General features: G+C 55.6%; 19 protein-coding genes. 13 read left to right on the forward strand and 6 right to left on the reverse strand.

Annotated features, from left to right (window positions below):
* Positions 1-6: 6 nt before the first annotated feature.
* The 3 genes from clpP to bolA all read right to left on the reverse strand — a co-directional run bounded on the left by clpP (position 7) and on the right by bolA (position 2,950).
* On the reverse strand, positions 7-630 hold the full coding sequence (clpP, locus tag MMW58_RS22670) for an ATP-dependent Clp endopeptidase proteolytic subunit ClpP (RefSeq protein ID WP_003021624.1): 624 nt from the start codon (positions 628-630) through the stop codon (positions 7-9).
* A 359-nt stretch (positions 631-989) separates the two neighbouring features.
* On the reverse strand, positions 990-2,288 hold the full coding sequence (gene tig / locus MMW58_RS22675; RefSeq protein WP_133596409.1) for a trigger factor: 1,299 nt from the start codon (positions 2,286-2,288) through the stop codon (positions 990-992).
* A gap of 344 nt (positions 2,289-2,632) precedes the next feature.
* Positions 2,633-2,950: a transcriptional regulator BolA gene (gene bolA, locus MMW58_RS22680; protein ID WP_041144317.1), complete on the reverse strand. Its 318-nt coding sequence runs from the start codon at positions 2,948-2,950 to the stop codon at positions 2,633-2,635.
* Positions 2,951-3,253: 303 nt separating this feature from the next.
* On the opposite strand from bolA, the gene MMW58_RS22685 reads away from it, so the two are divergent.
* From MMW58_RS22685 to cyoE, 7 genes are all read left to right on the forward strand, one after another.
* Positions 3,254-3,832 (forward strand): lipoprotein, encoded by a 579-nt coding sequence (locus MMW58_RS22685; RefSeq protein ID WP_123706769.1) that lies wholly within the window; start codon positions 3,254-3,256, stop codon positions 3,830-3,832.
* Between the two features lie 45 nt (positions 3,833-3,877).
* Entirely contained in the window at positions 3,878-5,353 is a 1,476-nt protein-coding gene (gene ampG / locus MMW58_RS22690) for a muropeptide MFS transporter AmpG (RefSeq protein WP_241722155.1), read from the forward strand.
* Between the two features lie 519 nt (positions 5,354-5,872).
* Positions 5,873-6,820 (forward strand): cytochrome o ubiquinol oxidase subunit II, encoded by a 948-nt coding sequence (cyoA, locus tag MMW58_RS22695; RefSeq protein WP_041144314.1) that lies wholly within the window; start codon positions 5,873-5,875, stop codon positions 6,818-6,820.
* A gap of 19 nt (positions 6,821-6,839) precedes the next feature.
* On the forward strand, positions 6,840-8,831 hold the full coding sequence (gene cyoB / locus MMW58_RS22700) for a cytochrome o ubiquinol oxidase subunit I (protein WP_041144313.1): 1,992 nt from the start codon (positions 6,840-6,842) through the stop codon (positions 8,829-8,831).
* Positions 8,821-9,432, forward strand: coding sequence for a cytochrome o ubiquinol oxidase subunit III (locus tag MMW58_RS22705; RefSeq protein ID WP_041144312.1), 612 nt, complete (start codon positions 8,821-8,823; stop codon positions 9,430-9,432). Before cyoB ends, MMW58_RS22705 begins: the two co-directional genes overlap by 11 nt.
* A complete protein-coding gene (locus tag MMW58_RS22710; protein ID WP_045854213.1) occupies positions 9,432-9,761 on the forward strand; it encodes a cytochrome o ubiquinol oxidase subunit IV in 330 nt (109 codons plus the stop codon). Before MMW58_RS22705 ends, MMW58_RS22710 begins: the two co-directional genes overlap by 1 nt.
* Positions 9,762-9,772: 11 nt before the next feature.
* Complete coding sequence (gene cyoE / locus MMW58_RS22715) at positions 9,773-10,660, forward strand: heme o synthase (RefSeq protein WP_045854212.1); 888 nt, start codon at positions 9,773-9,775, stop codon at positions 10,658-10,660.
* Positions 10,661-10,747: 87 nt separating this feature from the next.
* Here the strand turns inward: cyoE and MMW58_RS22720 are convergent, their stop codons facing one another.
* Complete coding sequence (locus tag MMW58_RS22720; RefSeq protein WP_241722156.1) at positions 10,748-10,963, reverse strand: hypothetical protein; 216 nt, start codon at positions 10,961-10,963, stop codon at positions 10,748-10,750.
* 43 nt (positions 10,964-11,006) lie between these two features.
* Here MMW58_RS22720 and MMW58_RS22725 point away from each other — a divergent pair, with 43 nt between their 5' ends.
* On the forward strand, positions 11,007-12,185 hold the full coding sequence (locus tag MMW58_RS22725) for a Gfo/Idh/MocA family protein (protein ID WP_241722157.1): 1,179 nt from the start codon (positions 11,007-11,009) through the stop codon (positions 12,183-12,185).
* Between the two features lie 156 nt (positions 12,186-12,341).
* A complete protein-coding gene (locus MMW58_RS22730) occupies positions 12,342-13,706 on the forward strand; it encodes an MFS transporter (RefSeq protein ID WP_241722158.1) in 1,365 nt (454 codons plus the stop codon).
* 27 nt (positions 13,707-13,733) lie between these two features.
* Here the strand turns inward: MMW58_RS22730 and MMW58_RS22735 are convergent, their stop codons facing one another.
* Entirely contained in the window at positions 13,734-14,225 is a 492-nt protein-coding gene (locus tag MMW58_RS22735) for a YajQ family cyclic di-GMP-binding protein (RefSeq protein ID WP_041144301.1), read from the reverse strand.
* A 198-nt stretch (positions 14,226-14,423) separates the two neighbouring features.
* On the opposite strand from MMW58_RS22735, the gene panE reads away from it, so the two are divergent.
* Both panE and yajL read left to right on the forward strand, forming a co-directional pair.
* On the forward strand, positions 14,424-15,335 hold the full coding sequence (gene panE / locus MMW58_RS22740; RefSeq protein ID WP_133596402.1) for a 2-dehydropantoate 2-reductase: 912 nt from the start codon (positions 14,424-14,426) through the stop codon (positions 15,333-15,335).
* On the forward strand, positions 15,298-15,891 hold the full coding sequence (gene yajL, locus MMW58_RS22745; protein WP_159235907.1) for a protein deglycase YajL: 594 nt from the start codon (positions 15,298-15,300) through the stop codon (positions 15,889-15,891). Before panE ends, yajL begins: the two co-directional genes overlap by 38 nt.
* A gap of 111 nt (positions 15,892-16,002) precedes the next feature.
* Here the strand turns inward: yajL and thiI are convergent, their stop codons facing one another.
* Positions 16,003-17,451 carry a tRNA uracil 4-sulfurtransferase ThiI gene (gene thiI / locus MMW58_RS22750; RefSeq protein WP_241722159.1) on the reverse strand — a complete coding sequence of 483 codons (1,449 nt, stop codon included), beginning with the start codon at positions 17,449-17,451 and terminating at the stop codon, positions 16,003-16,005.
* Between the two features lie 285 nt (positions 17,452-17,736).
* Here thiI and xseB point away from each other — a divergent pair, with 285 nt between their 5' ends.
* On the forward strand, positions 17,737-17,979 hold the full coding sequence (xseB, locus tag MMW58_RS22755; RefSeq protein ID WP_041144297.1) for an exodeoxyribonuclease VII small subunit: 243 nt from the start codon (positions 17,737-17,739) through the stop codon (positions 17,977-17,979).
* Positions 17,980-18,879: a (2E,6E)-farnesyl diphosphate synthase gene (gene ispA, locus MMW58_RS22760; protein ID WP_045854206.1), complete on the forward strand. Its 900-nt coding sequence runs from the start codon at positions 17,980-17,982 to the stop codon at positions 18,877-18,879.
* The last annotated feature ends 13 nt before the right edge of the window (positions 18,880-18,892 follow it).

The raw sequence follows: 18,892 nt of genomic DNA on the forward strand, positions 1-18,892 counted from the left end.
GGGGCATCAATTACGATGGGTCAAAATGGAATCGACCAGGCCGTATTCCACCGCTTCTGATGCAGACAGGAAGCGGTCACGCTCGGTGTCGCGCTCAATCTGCTCAAGGGATTGACCCGTATGGTGTGCCATCAGTTCATTCATGCGCCCCTTCACTTTCAGAATTTCACGGGCGTGAATTTCGATATCCGTTGCCTGACCCTGATAGCCGCCCAGCGGCTGGTGGATCATCACGCGGGAATTCGGCAGGCAGAAACGCTTGCCTTTTGCCCCTGCGGTCAGCAGGAACGCGCCCATCGACGCCGCCTGGCCCATACAAATGGTGCTCACGTCAGGCTTGATGAACTGCATGGTGTCATAAATCGACATCCCGGCGGTAATCACCCCGCCCGGAGAGTTAATGTACAGGTAAATGTCTTTTTCCGGGTTTTCTGCTTCCAGAAAAAGCATCTGCGCCACGATCAGGTTCGCCATGTGGTCTTCCACCTGGCCGGTCAGAAAAATGACGCGCTCCTTGAGCAGACGGGAATAGATATCAAAAGAACGTTCACCGCGCGAGGTCTGTTCAATGACCATCGGCACCAGGGCCATATGGGGTGCAAAGTTATCTCGTTCGCCACTGTATGACATTTCCGTCTCCTGGATTAATTTTGAATAAACCTGCTGCACTGATTGTAACCTTATGGACGGATTATCAGCCAGAGTCTTCTGCCCGTCATCATTCGAATTACCGCTGCTTAAGCTGAATTCCTGCGTCCTCAATGATGGCGGCCAGACACGCTTCGTCATTATGCATGATTTCACGCGTGCAGTTACGTTCCCCGGTAATGGGGGCGTTGTCGCCATAATTCAAGCATAACAATCTTTTGTCGTAACGCTATCACTGAAATCGGCTTTTCGCACTCGTCCTAACGCCATCATTGTTCTAAAAAAAAACCCGCAGCCTCTCGGCAACGGGTTTTGCTCGAACCTTAAACCGCCGGGCGAAATTACGCCTGCTGGTTCATCAGCTCGCTGAAGGAGGTCGCTTTCTCGGAAACTTTAGCTTTCGCCAGTACCGCTTCAACAGCCTGCTCTTCCAGAGCTACGTTACGCATGTTGTCCATCAGTTCGTTGTTTTTGCTGTAGAACTCAACAACTTCAGTCGGATCTTCGTAAGCAGAAGCCATCTCTTCGATCAGGCCTTTCACGCGGTCTTCGTCAGCTTTCAGCTCGTTGGTACGAATCACTTCGCCCAGCAGCAGGCCAACAACAACGCGGCGTTTAGCCTGCTCTTCGAACAGCTCACGCGGCAGTTCCAGAGCCTGGTTTTCGTTACCACCAAAGCGCTGAGCAGCCTGACGACGCAGAACGTCGATTTCGCTGTCGATCAGTGCCGCAGGAACGTCGATTTCGTTAGCCTTCACCAGACCTTCGATAGCCTGAGTCTTCACGCGGTTACGCACGGCGCCTTTCAGCTCGCGATCCATGTTTTTACGCACTTCAGCGCGCAGACCTTCTACGGAACCATCTTCAACGCCGAAACGTTTGATGAATTCTGCGGTCAGTTCCGGCAGTTCGCGCTCTTCAACTTTCTTCAGGTTAATAACGAACTTAGCCGCTTTACCTTTCAGAGTTTCTGCGTGGTACTCTTCCGGGAAGGTCACTTCGATAGTGAACTCTTCGCCAGCTTTGTGGCCTTTGATACCGTCTTCAAAGCCCGGAATCATACGACCCTGGCCCATCGCCAGTACGAAGTCAGACGCTTTGCCGCCTTCGAACTCTTCGCCGTCAACGGAACCGCTGAAGTCGATGGTTACGCGGTCTTCTGCATCAACAGCGCCGTCTTTGTCTTTCCAGTTCGCCTGCTGCTTGCGCAGGGTGTCCAGCATGGTATCGACGTCAGCGTCGGTCACTTCAACAACCGGTTTTTCAACTTCGATCGCGTCCAGACCCTGCAGCTCAACTTCCGGATAAACTTCGAATTCTACCGCGTAGGTGAAGTCTTCACCCAGCTTGTATTCGCCCGGAACATAGTTCGGTGCGCCAGCCGGATTGATTTTCTCTTTGATGATCGCGTCAACGAAGTGACGGCTCATCAGGTCACCCAGCACGTCCTGGCGAACGGATGCGCCATAACGCTGAGCGACAACATTCATCGGCACTTTACCCTTGCGGAAGCCGTCAATGCGAACTTTTTTCGCTACGTTGACCAGCTCGCTTTTGACAGCATTCTCGATGCTGTCAGCAGCGATAGTAATCGTTACACGGCGCCCAAGGCCCTGAGTGGTTTCAACTGAAACTTGCATCTTGTTACCTCAAAAAAATCACAGTGCTCGGTCAACTCTGGAAGCGCGTGTAGGTTGCTTCGCAGAACCGGGATGCCCTCTTCACTTCAGAAACACATTCCCTGTCGTCAGAATCATCCCGAAGACATTCATATAAGACGCGGCATTATAGCGGCATCACTTTTGTGAGTCGAGAACGGTTGTCGCCCACTGCTGCGGCATTTTTCACATTTCTCGTGCAAATTTACCTGTAAAAGTGTCCATAGCGCACATTTTCCAGGCAAAATAAAACGGCCCGTAGGCCGTTTTCTGATAAATCTTCACGCAACATACTGGAAAAGCTCCGGCGGTTGCAAATAGGATTTCTACGCGATGCTTCCAGCCCCGCGACAGGCAGGGGAGGCAAAGACGGTGTCCTGGAGTCCTTCCCACTCTTTAATCGTATAGGTATGCAGCGCCAGCGCGTGCACGGGGCCAGACAGCTCCTCGGTCAACGTACCGTAAATCATACGGTGACGGCTGAGAAAACGCTCGCCGGTGAAACGATCGCTCACCAACACCACTTTAAAATGACTTTCGGAGCCCGCGGGAACATTGTGGCGATAACTTTCATCCACGACTTCGAGATACACGGGGTCGAACGCTGCCCTAAGTTTTGCTTCGATCTGTTCACGTATCATCATGAATTTTCTCCTCCGACAACGCTGAGATGCCGCCATTCCTTTTAAATGTTAGCCGCTTTTACCGTTTCCATTACCGGAAAACAACAAAAAATTAGCATTTCTCTGATATTTTCATTCAAAAGTATCAAGTTTACTGGCTCTGCCTGGCGTAATGTCCGTGCGGATCGCCATAAAAATGGGAAGACGGCCAGAAAACGCACAGCGAGATGAATTTACATACGTTGCCACTTCCCCTCGCCGTTGGCGATGTTATGATGACGGCAATTTTCCTCATAACAACACCATGCCTTGAGACCCCTGAACATGTTTAAGAAAATTCTTTTCCCACTGGTCGCAATGTTTATGCTGGCAGGATGCGCCACACCGCCGACCACTATTGATGTCTCGCCGAAAATGTCCCTGCCTCAGCAGGATCCGAGCCTGATGGGCGTTACCGTCAGCATTAACGGCGCCGATCAGCGTCCGGACCAGGCCCTGGCCAAAGTGACCCGCGATAATCAGCAGGTCACCCTGACCGCCTCCCGCGATCTCCGCTTCCTGCTGCAGGAAGTGCTGGAGAAACAGATGACCGCCCGCGGCTATATGATTGGGCCGAACGGCGCCGTCGATCTGCAAATCATCGTGAATAAACTGTACGCCGACGTTTCCCAGGGCAACGTGCGTTACAACATCGCCACCAAGGCGGATATCGCCATCATCGCCACCGCGGCGAACGGCACGAAGATGACCAAAAACTACCGCGCCAGCTACTCCGTGGAAGGCGCATTCCAGGCTACCAATAAGAATATTGCCAATGCGGTGAACAGCGTTCTGACCGACACTATCGCCGACATGGCGCAGGACACCAGCATCCACGACTTCATCAAGCAAAACGCGCGTTAATAAAATCACGAACCCGGCCAGCGGTCGGGTTCGTGCTACAGGCCCATGTCCAGTCACTACTTACGTATTTTTCAGCAGCCTAAATCAGCTATTTTGCTGATCCTCGGCTTTGCTTCCGGTTTGCCTCTCGCCCTCACCTCCGGCACGCTGCAGGCGTGGATGACCGTCGAGAATATCGATCTGAAAACCATCGGTTTCTTTTCGCTTGTTGGCCAGGCCTACGTCTTCAAATTCCTGTGGTCACCGGTCATGGACCGCTACACGCCGCCGTTTCTCGGCAGGCGCCGCGGCTGGCTGCTGCTGACGCAGTTTCTGCTGCTTATCGCCATCGCGGCCATGGGCTTCCTTGAACCCTCGACGCAGCTGCGCTGGATGGCGGCGCTGGCGGTGGTTATTGCCTTCTGTTCCGCATCGCAGGATATCGTCTTCGACGCGTGGAAAACCGACATTCTGGCCGCCGAGGAGCGCGGAGCCGGCGCCGCGGTTAGCGTGCTGGGCTACCGTCTGGGGATGCTGGTTTCCGGTGGCCTGGCGCTATGGCTGGCCGACCGCTGGCTGGGCTGGCAGGGCATGTACTGGCTGATGGCCGCGCTGCTGGTTCCGTGCATCATCGCCACCCTGCTGGCGCCGGAACCCAGCGACGCGATCCCGGTACCGAAAAGCCTTGAGCAGGCCGTCGCGGAACCGCTTCGCGATTTCTTCGGCCGCAACAACGCCTGGCTGATCCTGCTGTTAATCGTCCTTTATAAGCTCGGCGACGCTTTTGCGATGAGCCTGACCACCACTTTTCTGATCCGCGGCGTCGGTTTTGACGCCGGCGAGGTGGGGATGGTGAATAAAACGCTGGGGCTGTTTGCCACGATCGTCGGCGCCCTGTACGGCGGCGTATTGATGCAGCGCCTGACCCTGTTTCGCGCCCTGCTGATTTTCGGCCTGCTGCAGGGGGTCTCCAACGCCGGCTACTGGCTGCTGTCGATTACCGATAAGCATATCTACTCGATGGCCACGGCGGTATTTTTTGAAAACCTGTGCGGCGGGATGGGGACCGCGGCGTTTGTCGCGCTATTAATGACGCTGTGCAATAAATCGTTCTCCGCCACCCAGTTTGCGCTGCTGTCGGCGCTCTCCGCCGTGGGTCGCGTGTACGTCGGGCCGATTGCCGGCTGGTTTGTTGAAGCCCACGGCTGGCCGACGTTTTATCTCTTCTCGGTCGTGGCGGCCGTTCCCGGCATCGTACTGCTGCTTATCTGCCGGCGTACCCTGGAACATACCCAGCGCACGGAGACGTTTATGCCGCGCACGCATTATCGGCAGGCCTATTCCCTGGCCCTGATCGTGTTGGCTATCGGCTGCACCATGCTGGCGGTCTGGCTGCTGCTGCTGGTGCTGAACGCCCTCGATTACACCGCTTTCTCCTTCTTAACCGGCCTGCTGGAGATTGCGGCGCTGACCGCCATTGGCGGCATTTTGCTCGGCAGCCTGCTGGACTATCTGGCGCTGCGCAAAACGGAGCTGGCTTAGGTTACCGCGTTCTGCGGGGCCCAGCGCGCCTGGGCCCGCGTCTGTCGGCGGTGGGAATAAGCCGTTTTAATCACTAAACGTAATTATAACGGCTTATTAACGATTTTATATTTTCCTTTTTTCATTTGTTGTTTTGTGCGCTTTACATTTTGGGAAATTATTGACAACTTTTATTCAATTCATTAAATAATTTAAACGATTCAGCAAAGGCCGTTTATTTCCTCTTGCCGTCGATGTCTTTTATTTGATAATTAAATGTTAATTAGTTGTGCTATTTTCTCGATAGTTATACCCATTACCCCATAAGCAACTTCATTCTTATCCCTTTCGTTATAGATCCAGCGCAAATCAGGCTTTGCAAGCGACAGCGTCACACTCGGTTACATATGTGACAAAGCAAGCAGAACCCACTAACACGGAACTGACACAGCTCCAATCATGTTTACAGTAATGCAACCTTCCCGTAAAATGCCCGCACACTTTAAGCGCCACCAGATTCCGTGGAATTGAGGTCGTTCAATGAGACTTAGGAAATACAATAAAAGTTTGGGATGGATGTCATTAATCGCAGGTACTGTATTACTCAGTGGTTGTGATTCTGCGCTCCTTGACCCAAAAGGACAGATTGGACTGGAGCAACGTTCTTTGATACTGACGGCCTTTGGCCTGATGATGATTGTCGTTATTCCCGCCGTCTTAATGGCAGTAGGATTTGCCTGGAAGTATCGCGCGAGCAATAAAGATGCGAAGTATAGCCCGAACTGGTCACACTCCAACAAAGTTGAAGCTGTGGTCTGGACGGTTCCTATCCTGATCATCCTGTTCCTGGCCGTTCTGACCTGGAAAACCACTCACGCATTAGAGCCAAGCAAACCGCTAGCTCACGAAGAGAATCCGATCGTCATCGAAGTTGTTTCGATGGACTGGAAATGGTTCTTTATTTATCCGGAACAGGGTATTGCTACCGTCAACGAAATCGCCTTCCCGGCGAACGTACCGGTACACTTCAAAGTGACCTCTAATTCCGTGATGAACTCGTTCTTTATCCCACGTTTAGGCAGCCAGATTTACGCAATGGCCGGGATGCAGACTCAGCTGCACCTCATCGCGAACGAAACTGGTACTTATGACGGTATCTCCGCAAGCTATAGCGGCCCGGGCTTCTCAGGAATGAAGTTCAAAGCTCTCGCCACGCCGGATCGTGCATCCTTCGATCAGTGGGTAGCGAAAGTAAAACAGTCTTCGAACACCATGGACTCCATGGCTGCCTTCGAAAAAGTGGCTGCGCCTAGCGAATACAACAAAGTGGAATACTTCTCTAACGTGAAGCCAGATTTGTTTAAAGACGTTATCGGCAAATTCATGTCTCACGGCAAGAGCATGGACATGTCCCAACCTGAAGGCGAGCACGCAGCGCACGAAGGAATGGAAGGCATGGACATGAGCCACGCGGAAACCGCTCACTAAGGGACCGAGGAAGAAAACGATGTTCGGAAAACTAACACTGGATGCAGTGCCCTATCACGAACCTATTATCGTGATTACGGTAGCTGCAATCATCATCGGGGGACTGGCGCTTCTGGCGGCAATCACTTACTTCGGTAAGTGGTCCTACCTATGGAAAGAGTGGCTGACTTCGGTTGACCACAAACGACTCGGTATCATGTACGTCATCGTAGCAATCGTTATGCTGCTGCGTGGCTTTGCTGACGCCGTCATGATGCGTAGCCAGCAGGTGCTGGCCTCGGCCGGGGATGCGGGCTTCCTGCCTCCTCACCACTACGATCAGATCTTTACCGCCCACGGCGTTATCATGATCTTCTTCGTAGCGATGCCGTTTGTTATCGGTCTGATGAACCTCGTTGTTCCGCTGCAGCTCGGCGCGCGCGACGTGGCGTTCCCGTTCCTTAACAACCTGAGCTTCTGGTTCACCGTTGTTGGCGTGATTCTGGTTAACCTCTCTCTGGGCGTCGGTGAGTTCGCGCAGACCGGTTGGCTGGCCTACCCGCCGCTATCGGGAATCGAGTACAGTCCGGGCGTTGGGGTCGATTACTGGATCTGGGCTCTCCAGCTGTCCGGTATCGGGACAACCTTAACCGGTATTAACTTCTTTGTGACCATTATCAAGATGCGTGCCCCTGGCATGACGATGTTCAAGATGCCCGTGTTCGCCTGGGCTTCTCTGTGCGCCAACATCCTGATTATTGCTTCCTTCCCAATTCTGACCGTCACCGTCGCGCTGCTGACCCTGGACCGCTACCTGGGCACCCATTTCTTTACCAACGATATGGGTGGCAACATGATGATGTACATCAACCTGATTTGGGCCTGGGGCCACCCGGAAGTGTACATTCTGGTTCTGCCGGTATTCGGCGTGTTCTCCGAAATCGCGGCAACCTTCTCGCGTAAGCGTCTGTTCGGCTATACCTCGCTGGTATGGGCAACCATTTGTATTACCGTTCTGTCGTTCATCGTTTGGCTGCACCACTTCTTCACCATGGGTGCCGGTGCGAACGTCAACGCCTTCTTCGGTATTACAACCATGATTATCGCCATCCCGACCGGGGTGAAGATCTTCAACTGGCTGTTCACTATGTACCAGGGACGTATCGTCCTGAACTCTGCCATGCTGTGGACTATCGGCTTCATCGTCACCTTCTCCGTAGGCGGCATGACCGGCGTACTGCTGGCGGTTCCGGGCGCGGACTTCGTTCTGCACAACAGCCTGTTCCTGATTGCCCACTTCCATAACGTTATTATCGGTGGTGTGGTCTTCGGCTGCTTCGCCGGTCTGACCTACTGGTGGCCAAAAGCATTCGGCTTCACGCTGAACGAAACCTGGGGCGTACGCGCGTTCTGGTTCTGGATCATCGGCTTCTTCGTGGCGTTTATGCCGCTGTACGTGCTGGGCTTCATGGGGATGACTCGTCGTCTGAGCCAGCAAATCGATCCGCAGTTCCACCCGATGCTGGTTGTTGCAGCCTGCGGCGCGGCGCTGATCGCTTGCGGTATCCTCTGCCAGCTGATTCAGTTCTACGTCTCCATCCGCGATCGCGAGCAAAACCGCGACCTGACCGGTGACCCGTGGGGCGGCCGTACTCTGGAGTGGGCAACCTCTTCACCTCCGCCGTTCTATAACTTTGCTATCGTTCCGAACGTCCACGAGCGCGATGCGTTCTGGGAAATGAAAGAAAAAGGCGAAGCGTACAAGAAACCTGCAGGCTATGAAGAGATTCATATGCCGAAAAACAGCGGCGCCGGCATCGTTATTGCTGCCTTCGCTACGGTGTTTGGTTTCGCGATGATCTGGCATATCTGGTGGATGGCGATTGTTGGCTTTGTCGGCATCGTTGTTACCTGGATTATTAAGAGCTTTGACGAAGACGTGGATTACTACGTGCCTGTTGCAGAAGTCGAAAAACTGGAAGGTCAGCATTTCGATGAAATTAACAAAGCGGGGCTGAAAAATGGCAACTGATACTCTTGCGCATAACGCCCACGGACACGACCACGGGCATCACGATACAGGGCCGATGAAGGTATTCGGCTTCTGGATCTACCTGATGAGCGACTGCATTATCTTCGCCACCCTGTTCGCTACCTATGCCGTTCTGGTGAACGGCACGGCGGGCGGCCCGACCGGTAAAGATATTTTCGAACTGCCGTTCGTTCTGGTTGAAACTGCTCTGCTGCTGTTCAGCTCCATCACCTACGGCATGGCGGCTATCGCCATGTACAAAAACAACAAGAGCCAGGTCGTTTCCTGGCTGGCGCTGACCTTCCTCTTCGGGGCAGGGTTCATCGCGATGGAACTCTATGAATTCCATCACCTGATTGTTGAAGGTATGGGTCCGGATCGCAGCGGCTTCCTGTCAGCGTTCTTCGCGCTGGTAGGCACGCACGGTCTGCACGTCACCTCCGGTCTGATCTGGATGGCGGTGCTGATGTTCCAGGTTTCGCGTCGCGGCCTGACACCAACTAACCGTACCCGTATCATGTGCCTGAGCCTGTTCTGGCACTTCCTGGACGTGGTGTGGATCTGCGTGTTCTCTGTTGTTTATCTGATGGGGGCAATGTAATGAGTCATTCTACCGATCATAACGGCGCTTCTCACGGCAGCGTTAAGAGCTACATGACAGGATTTATCCTGTCGATCATTCTGACGGCCATTCCGTTTGCTATGGTTATGAGTGGCTCCGCATCGCATGCGGCTATTCTGGGAACTATCCTGGTCACTGCTGTTGTGCAGATCGTGGTACACCTGGTGTACTTCCTGCATATGAACAGCAAATCTGACGAAGGTTGGAACCTGACCGCGTTTATCTTCACCGTAATCATCATTGCTATCGTTGTTATCGGCTCCATCTGGATTATGTGGAACCTGAACTACAACATGATGATGCACTAAGAGCGGCGAGTATGTTTAAGCAATACCTGCAAGTAACGAAACCTGGCATCATTTTCGGCAACCTGATCTCGGTGATCGGCGGTTTCCTGCTGGCCTCTAAGGGCCACATCGACTATCCGCTGTTCGCCTGGACGCTCCTTGGCGTGTCCCTGGTGGTCGCCTCGGGTTGTGTATTCAACAACTACATCGACCGTGATATCGATCGCAAGATGGAACGGACGAAAAACCGGGTGCTGGTCAAAGGGCTGATCTCGCCAGGAGCTTCGCTGGTATACGCCACCTTGCTGGGTATTGCTGGCTTCATGCTCCTGTGGTTTGGCGCTAATCCCCTGGCCTGCTGGCTGGGGGTGATGGGGTTCGTGGTTTATGTCGGCGTCTACAGCCTGTACATGAAGCGCCACTCCGTTTACGGCACGCTGATTGGTTCTCTCTCCGGCGCTGCGCCGCCGGTGATTGGCTACTGTGCGGTTACCGGTAATTTCGATAGCGGTGCCGCCATTCTGCTGGCTATCTTTAGCCTGTGGCAGATGCCTCACTCCTATGCCATCGCGATTTTCCGCTTCAAGGATTATCAGGCGGCGAATATTCCGGTTCTGCCGGTAGTGAAAGGTATCTCGGTTGCCAAGAACCATATCACCGTCTACATCATTGCTTTCGCCGTCGCGACGCTGATGCTCTCTCTGGGTGGCTACGCCGGGTATAAATACCTGGTCGTGGCGGCCGCGGTGAGCGTCTGGTGGCTGGGTATGGCGCTGCGCGGTTACAAAGTGGCCGATGATAAAGTCTGGGCGCGCAAGCTGTTCGTCTTTTCCATCGTCGCTATTACCGCACTGTCGGTGATGATGTCCGTCGACTTTATGGTGCCGAACTCGCACAATCTGCTGGCCTACGTCGGATAAGATTGGCTCTGTGACAAACCCCGCTTCGGCGGGGTTTTTTATTTGTACCGCTAGCTAATCAGCATCGTCTGCACCTCCCTGCTTATCTCACGCCCGCCGGAGGTGTCGCCCCGTATCGCCCGGCAAATAGCCTTCTCTTTCCTCTCCTCCCCTGCCCTTCATTTCTTCACGGATATCGCCATTTTTCGATCGCCCTCGCACAAACGAAAAATAAATTTCAAATTTATAATAAAATGAAATAAACAATTCCATAATGTGGATGCCGAAATATGCCCCGTCGACGGCGTAAGCGGCAGGAATCACTCAACGTCCCCTCTGACACCCGTGTTTTTGAAAGGAGAGCTCCATGTTAAACGGCATGAAACCCCTGCCCCGTTCCCTGCGCTGGGGGATGGTCGGCGGCGGCGGCACCAGCCAGATTGGCTACAGCCACCGCTCTGCGGCGCTGCGCGACAACGTATTCACCCTGCTGGCGGGCGCGCTCGATATCGATGCCGAACGCGGGCGCCGGTTTGGCCAGCAGCTCGGCATCGCGCCAGAGCGCTGCTACGCCGATTATCAAACCCTGTTCCGCGAGGAGGCGCTGCGTCCCGATGGCGTCGAGGCGGTGTCGGTCACCACGCCAAACAATACCCACTTTGCGATCGCCAAAGCCGCGCTGGAGGCCGGGCTGCACGTTATCTGCGAAAAGCCGCTGTGCTTCACCGCCGACGAAGCCAACGAGCTGCTGGCGCTGAGCCGCCGACAGAAAAAAATCGTCGGCGTCACCTACGGCTATGCCGGATATCAGATGGTCCAGCAGGCGCGGCAGATGATCGCCGAAGGGCTGCTCGGCCAGATTCGGGTGATCACCATGCAGTTCGCCCACGGTTTTCATAACGAGGCGGTCGAGCTGCAGGCAGAATCGACCCGCTGGCGGGTGACGCCGGAGTACGCGGGCCCGAGCTACGTGCTGGGCGATCTCGCAACGCACCCGCTGTTTATCGCCGAAACCATGGTGCCGCAAATCAACATTAAGCGCCTGATGTGCGCCCGCCAGAGTTTCGTTAAGTCCAGGGCGCCGCTGGAAGATAACGCCTTCGTGCTGATGGAGTACGACAACGGTGCGGTCGGTTCGATGTGGACCAGCGCGGTCAACAGCGGCGCCATGCATTCGCAAAAGGTGCGCGTGGTCGGGGAAAAGGCCAGTATCGAATGGTGGGATGAGCGCCCCAACCAGCTCAGCTACGAGGTGCAGGGCGAACCGGCACGGATCCTTGAGCGCGGAATGCCCTACCTTAGCCGCGAGGCGCTGGCGGACGATCGCATCGGCGGCGGCCATCCTGAGGGCCTGTTCGAAGCCTGGGCAAACCTCTACCGCCGCTTCGCTATTGCCATGGATGCAACGGATCGCGGTGACGCTGAGCTGCTGGCAGACTTCTGGTACCCGAACGTCGAGGCCGGCCTGCACGGCGTCTACTGGGTTGAACAATGCGTCAAATCCGCCGACGCCGGCGGCCAGTGGGTTGACTTTAATTTACAATAAATGCTGCATCCCGGTGGGGCTTCCTCCACCGGTTTCTTTATTTCTACCGCACTTACCTCGCCGCGCAACAGACCGGTAATATCTGTTAAACAAACATTTATTTACGCTTCCGGCTCCCCCCACTACACTAGGCGCAGTTTTTAGATTGAGGTGGTAATGAACGATAACAAAATGACGCCAGGCGAACTGCGCGCGACCTGGGGTTTGGGAACCGTATTCTCGCTGCGTATGCTCGGCATGTTTATGGTTCTGCCGGTTCTAACCACCTACGGTATGGCATTACAGGGCGCCAGCGAGGCGCTTATCGGTCTGGCGATTGGTATTTATGGACTGGCCCAGGCCCTGTTTCAGATCCCGTTCGGCCTGCTTTCCGACCGTATCGGCCGCAAGCCGCTGATCGTAGGCGGCCTGCTGATCTTCGTTATCGGCAGCGTTATCGCCGCGCTCAGCGACTCCATCTGGGGCATTATTCTCGGCCGGGCGCTGCAGGGCTCCGGGGCGATTGCCGCCGCGGTCATGGCGCTCCTTTCCGATTTAACCCGCGAGCAGAACCGTACCAAAGCGATGGCCTTTATTGGCGTCAGCTTCGGCGTAACCTTTGCTATCGCCATGGTGCTGGGGCCGATAGTCACCCACCAGCTGGGCCTGCACGCCCTGTTCTGGATGATCGCCGGACTGGCGTCAATCGGCATTCTACTCACCCTGTGGGTGGTGCCCAACAGCCATAATCACGTCCTGAACCGCGAATCAGGCATGGTAAAAGACTGCTTTAGCAAAGTCCTCGCCGAGCCAAAGCTGCTGAAGCTCAATTTCGGCATTATGTGCCTGCACATCATGCTGATGTCGACATTCGTCGCCCTTCCCGGCCAGTTGGAGGCCGCAGGTTTCCCCGCCGCTGAGCACTGGAAGATTTATCTGGTGACCATGCTTATCTCCTTTGTCTCGGTCGTGCCGTTTATCATCTATGCCGAAGTGAAGCGCAAGATGAAGCAGGTCTTCGTGTTCTGCGTTGCGCTGCTGCTGGTCGCCGAAATCGTCCTGTGGGGCGCGGGCGGATACTTCTGGGAGCTGGTCGCGGGGGTTCAGCTGTTCTTCCTCGCCTTTAACCTGCTGGAAGCACTGCTGCCGTCGCTGATTAGCAAAGAGTCGCCGGCCGGGTATAAAGGCACCGCGATGGGCATCTACTCCACCAGCCAGTTTCTCGGCGTGGCGATTGGCGGCGCGCTCGGCGGCTGGGTTGACGGCTTCTTCGATTCGCAGACCGTGTTCCTGCTCGGCGCGCTGCTGGCGATGCTGTGGCTGCTGGTTGCCGGAACGATGAGCGAGCCGCCGTACGTCAGCAGCCTGAGAATTGAAATCCCGGGTGAGGTGGCCGTAGATGATTCGCTGCAGACGCGTCTGCTGACCCTTGACGGGGTGAAGCAGGCGCTGGTGGTGGCCGAAGAGCGTTCGGTCTACGTCAAAATCGACAGCAAGCTGACCAATCGCTTCGAGGTTGAGCAGGCGATAAAAGGCAGTTAAAAAAAGCGGGGATAACCCGCTTTTTTATTAGTCGCGGAAGTTCTTGAACTGGAACGGCTGGCCTAAATCGCCGCCGCGCACCAGCGCCATTACCGCCTGCAGATCGTCACGCGCCTTGCCGGTCACGCGGATCTCTTCGCCCTGAATCTGCGCCTGCACCTTCAGCTTGCTGTCTTTGATGAGCTTAACGATTTTTTTCTGCATCGTGCTCTCAATGCCCTGCTTCAGTTTGGCATCGACAAACCAGGTTTTACCGCTGTGCACGAACTCTTCCGGCACCTCGAGAGAGCTGCCCTCGATGCCGCGCTTCAGCAGCTTAGCGCGCAGAATATCCAGCAGCTGGTTAATCTGGAAATCAGACTCGCTGAGAACCTTGATGGTCTCATTTTTTTCGTTCAGCTCAAAGCTGGCTTCCACGTTGCGAAAATCAAAACGCGATTCAACTTCACGGGTCGCGTTCTCTACGGCGTTTCGAACTTCCTGAAGATCGACTTCAGAGACAATATCGAAAGATGGCATCTTTTCCTCTCCTTTCGTTTCTTTTGCGTTGCATAATACCTGCAACACGGCATAACTCAACTGGTTATCCCGCAAGCATAGCTGACGGCGCTATGCTCCAGGTTTTTCCAGCCGCGGCGGCATTGGCTGCAGCAGGAAGGACAACGAGTATATACTTTAGCTATGAGTGCCTGGGATTGTCGCAGGTGAGGAGGATTAATGAAGGTAACCGTACTCGGATGCGGTGCGCTTGGGCAGCTATGGCTGACCGCGCTGTGTAAACGTGGACACGAAGTCCAGGGGTGGTTGCGCGTCCCACAGCCTTTCTGCAGCGTCAATCTGGTCGAGAGTGACGGCAGCATTTTCAACGAATCGTTAACCGCTAACGATCCCGATTTTCTCGCCAGCAGCGACCTGCTGCTGGTTACCCTGAAGGCCTGGCAGGTCTCTACGGCGGTAAAGAACCTCGCCGAGCGCCTGCCCGCCTCCTCCCCGATACTGCTTATCCATAACGGCATGGGCACCGTCGACGAGCTCAAAGGCGTCACCCAGCCCCTGCTGCTGGCGTCAACTACCCAGGCCGCGCGGCGCGACGGCAACGTTATCGTCCACGTGGCGAACGGCACCACCCATATTGGCCCGGCGAAAGCCTATCCGCAGGACTACAGCGCGCTTGCCGATACGCTGCAAAACGTCCTGCCCGACGTGGCCTGGCACAATAATATCCAGCCGGCCCTCTGGAGCAAGCTGGCGGTCAACTGCGTGATTAATCCGCTGACGGCGCTACGAAACTGTAAAAATGGCGATCTGCGCGATGCGGCGGGGGAAGTAGAGACTATCTGCCGGGAAGTTGCCGCGGTGATGGAGCGCGAAGGCATACATACATCGCCGGAAAATCTGCTATTTTATGTCCATCAGGTAATTGAAAGTACGGCAGAAAATATCTCTTCGATGTTGCAGGACATCCGCGCTCAGCGTCATACTGAAATCGACTATATCACCGGTTTTCTGCTCAAGCGCGCCCGCGCCCACGGCCTTGCCGTACCGGAAAACGCCCGTATGTTTGAACTGGTCAAGCGTAAGGAGAATGAATATGAGCGCGTCGGCACTGATTTGCCTCGCCCCTGGTAGCGAAGAGACGGAAGCGGTCACCGCTATCGATTTATTAGTACGCGGCGGCGTGCAGGTCACCACCGCCAGCGTCGCCGGCGACGGCAGCCTGACCGTTGTCTGCTCGCGCGGCGTTAAGCTGCTGGCCGATGCGCCGCTGGTCGAAGTTGCCGACGGCGACTATGACATTATCGTTCTGCCCGGCGGCATCAAAGGCGCGGAATACTTCCGCGATAGCCCGCTGCTGGTCGAAACGGTCCGGCAGTTCCATCTCTCCGGGCGGATCGTCGCCGCCATCTGCGCCGCTGCCGCCACGGTGCTGGTCCCGCACAACCTTTTCCCCATCGGCAACATGACCGGCTTTCCGGCGCTGAAGGAGCAAATTCCCGTCGGGCAGTGGCAGGATAAGCGCGTGGTCTGGGATCCGCGGGTTAACCTGCTCACCAGCCAGGGGCCGGGAACGGCGATTGATTTTGCGCTCAAGATGATCGATCTGCTGGTCAGTCGTGAAAAGGCGTACGAGGTCGCTTCACAGCTGATAATACCGGCGGGAATATATAACTACTACGAAGCCTGATCCGCTACGGGTCAGGCTCGGTCGCCCGGATAAGGCATCGCTGCCGCTATCCGGGACTTCCCCCGCTCGCGCCGGGCGGCGCTTAACGGGGTGACCGTCACGCTTCGCGGGCTACGGACGATAGACCTTCACGTTCTCAAAGCCCTGCTCGCGCAGATAGAGCGCCTGCAGGCGACTCATTACGCCACGCTCGCACCACAGCAGCCAGGTTTTGCTCTGGTCGAGGTTGCCGAACTGGGTGCTCAGCTTGTAGAACGGCAGCGAAACCACGTCGACGCCTTCCACCTTCAGCGGTTTTTCATCCTGCTCGTCAACCGAGCGAATATCCAGAATCACGTCGTTGGGGCCAAAACCGCTGACGGTTTCAACTTCAACCACTTCCTGCTGAGTCTGCTGGGCGATCTCGCGAATATCGACGTTATTGGCTTCCGTCACCACCTTCTCAAGGATGCTGAAATCGAAGTTCTGCTCTTCCGCTTCAATCTTCGCCTTCACCGCCTTCACGGTCGGGCTCTTCGAGATCACGCCGCAGTATTCCGGCATGGTGCGGGCAAAGTCTTCGGTACCGATTTCGCGCGCCAGGTTGATGATGTGCTCTTTATCGTGAGAGATCAGCGGACGCAGGATCAGCGTATCGGAGACGTTATCGATCAGCCGCAGGTTGGTCAGCGTCTGGCTGGATACCTGGCCCAGCGCTTCGCCGGTCACCAGCGCCTGCACGCCGTAGCGTTCGGCTACCTGAGAGGCGGCGCGCACCATCATGCGCTTAAGCACGACGCCCATCTGACCATCGTCAACTTTTTCGAGGATCTCACCGACTACCGGCTCGAAGTTAATCGCCACAAAACGCACGCGGTGGGAGCTGCCAAAGCGGTTCCACAGGTAGTGCGCAACCTGACGAACGCCGATTTCGTGCGCCGCGCCGCCGAGGTTAAAGAAGCAGTAGTGTACGCGACAGCCGCGACGCATCAGCATGTAGCTGGAAACACCGGAGTCGAAGCCGCCGGAGATCAGCGACAGCACGTCTTCCTGGGTGCCGATGGGGAAACCGCCGATGCCTTCATAGCGACCCTTCACCAGCAGCAGGCGATCGTTTTCGATCTCCAGATTGACGGTGATATCCGGGTTGGTCAGCTTAACGCGGGCGGTCTCGATATGCTGGTTGAGGCCGCCACCGACGTAGCGTTCCACTTCGATAGAGGTAAACTCATGCTTACCGCGACGCTTCACGCGCACGCAGAAGGTTTTGCCTTCCAGCGTCTCGCGCCACAGCGGCAGCGTTTGCTCGAAAATATCGTGCAGCGAAGTGAAAGGGACGTCTTCGACTTCGAGAATATGGTGAATACCGGGAATTCGGGTCAGCGCATCGCGAATAGCCGGACGCTGATTTTCGTCTTTCGCGCGAACTTCGATATGATCCCAATGACGAACGACGGCGAGCGTCTCATCATAGTTTTTGAGAACGTTACGAATGTTCCCGGTTAAGATTTTAATGAAGCGCAATCGCACAGATTGGCTTTTGATGGTGATTTCCGGGAACAATTTAATGATAAACTTCATGGCGACAATAGTTCGTTGGCAAGCCCGACAGGGCTTTAAGCAAAAGATGTACTGCAGTGCACCGCGGTGCCTGCATCCAGGGCGCGAAGTATACCACTAATGGAAGCTTTTCACCTGGCATTGCGTGTTTTACGCTAAATCATCTGCCGCAGCCGGGACGACAGGTTCGCCGGGAGCGCATCGGGCTTAGGCCGGCGCCGCTTGCCGGATAAGGCGCATATTTGCTTAACCACGTGACTTCGTTACCATACTGCTGTCGCGACATAACAAGAGTCTATATTCACTATGCCAAAGAAAAATGAGGCCCCGGCCAGCTTTGAAACCGCCCTGAGCGAGCTGGAGCAGATCGTCAATCGTCTGGAAAGCGGCGCTCTGCCGTTAGAAGAAGCGCTCGGTGAGTTTGAGCGCGGCGTGCAGCTGGCGCGTCAGGGACAGGCAAAGCTGCAGCAGGCCGAGCAGCGCGTACAAATTCTGCTGGCAGAGAGCGAAGATACGCCGCTGACGCCTTTTACACCGGACGCTGAATAGATGGATTTCCCGCAACAGCTTCAGGCCTGCGTTGAGCAGGCCAACGACGCGCTGCGCCGTTTTCTTGCGCCGCTGCCGTTTCAGAACACTCCGCTGGTTGAAGCCATGCAGTACGGCGCATTATTAGGCGGCAAGCGCCTGCGCCCCTTCCTGGTGTACGCCACCGGCGACATGTTTGGCGTCAGCCGCGCAACCCTGGACGCGCCGGCCGCGGCCGTTGAATGCATCCACGCCTATTCGCTGATGCATGACGATCTGCCGGCCATGGACGATGACGATCTGCGTCGCGGCCTGCCTACCTGCCATATTAAATTTGGCGAAGCCAACGCAATTCTTGCCGGAGACGCCCTACAAACGCTGGCGTTTTCTATACTAAGTGATGCGGCGATGCCGGAAGTACCGGATCGCGACCGGTTGGCGATGGTTTCCGAACTGGCTCAGGCCAGCGGCGTTGCCGGGATGTGCGGTGGTCAGGCGCTGGATCTCGAAGCCGAAGGCCATCAGGTTGACCTTGAGGCGCTCAAGCGCATTCATCGCCATAAGACCGGGGCGCTGATTCGTGCGGCGGTGCGCATGGGCGCCCTGAGCGCCGGCGAACGCGGCCGTGCGGCGCTGCCGGCGCTCGATCGCTATGCGGAAAATATCGGTCTCGCCTTCCAGGTCCAGGATGACATTCTTGACGTGGTAGGGGATACTGCGACCCTTGGCAAACGTCAGGGAGCCGATCAGCAGCTGGGCAAAAGTACCTACCCCGCGCTTCTGGGTCTTGAGCAAGCCCGGAACAAAGCACACGGCCTGATTGAAGACGCCCGCCAGTCGTTAAATGAGCTGGCCGCGCAATCTCTGGATACCACGGCACTGGAAGCGCTCGCGAATTACATAATTCAGCGTGATAAATAAACAATAAATGAGT

Origin of the sequence: Klebsiella sp. HC6 (assembly GCF_022605325.1) — a bacterium.
In the GTDB taxonomy this organism is placed as follows: Bacteria; Pseudomonadota; Gammaproteobacteria; order Enterobacterales; family Enterobacteriaceae; genus Klebsiella; species Klebsiella terrigena.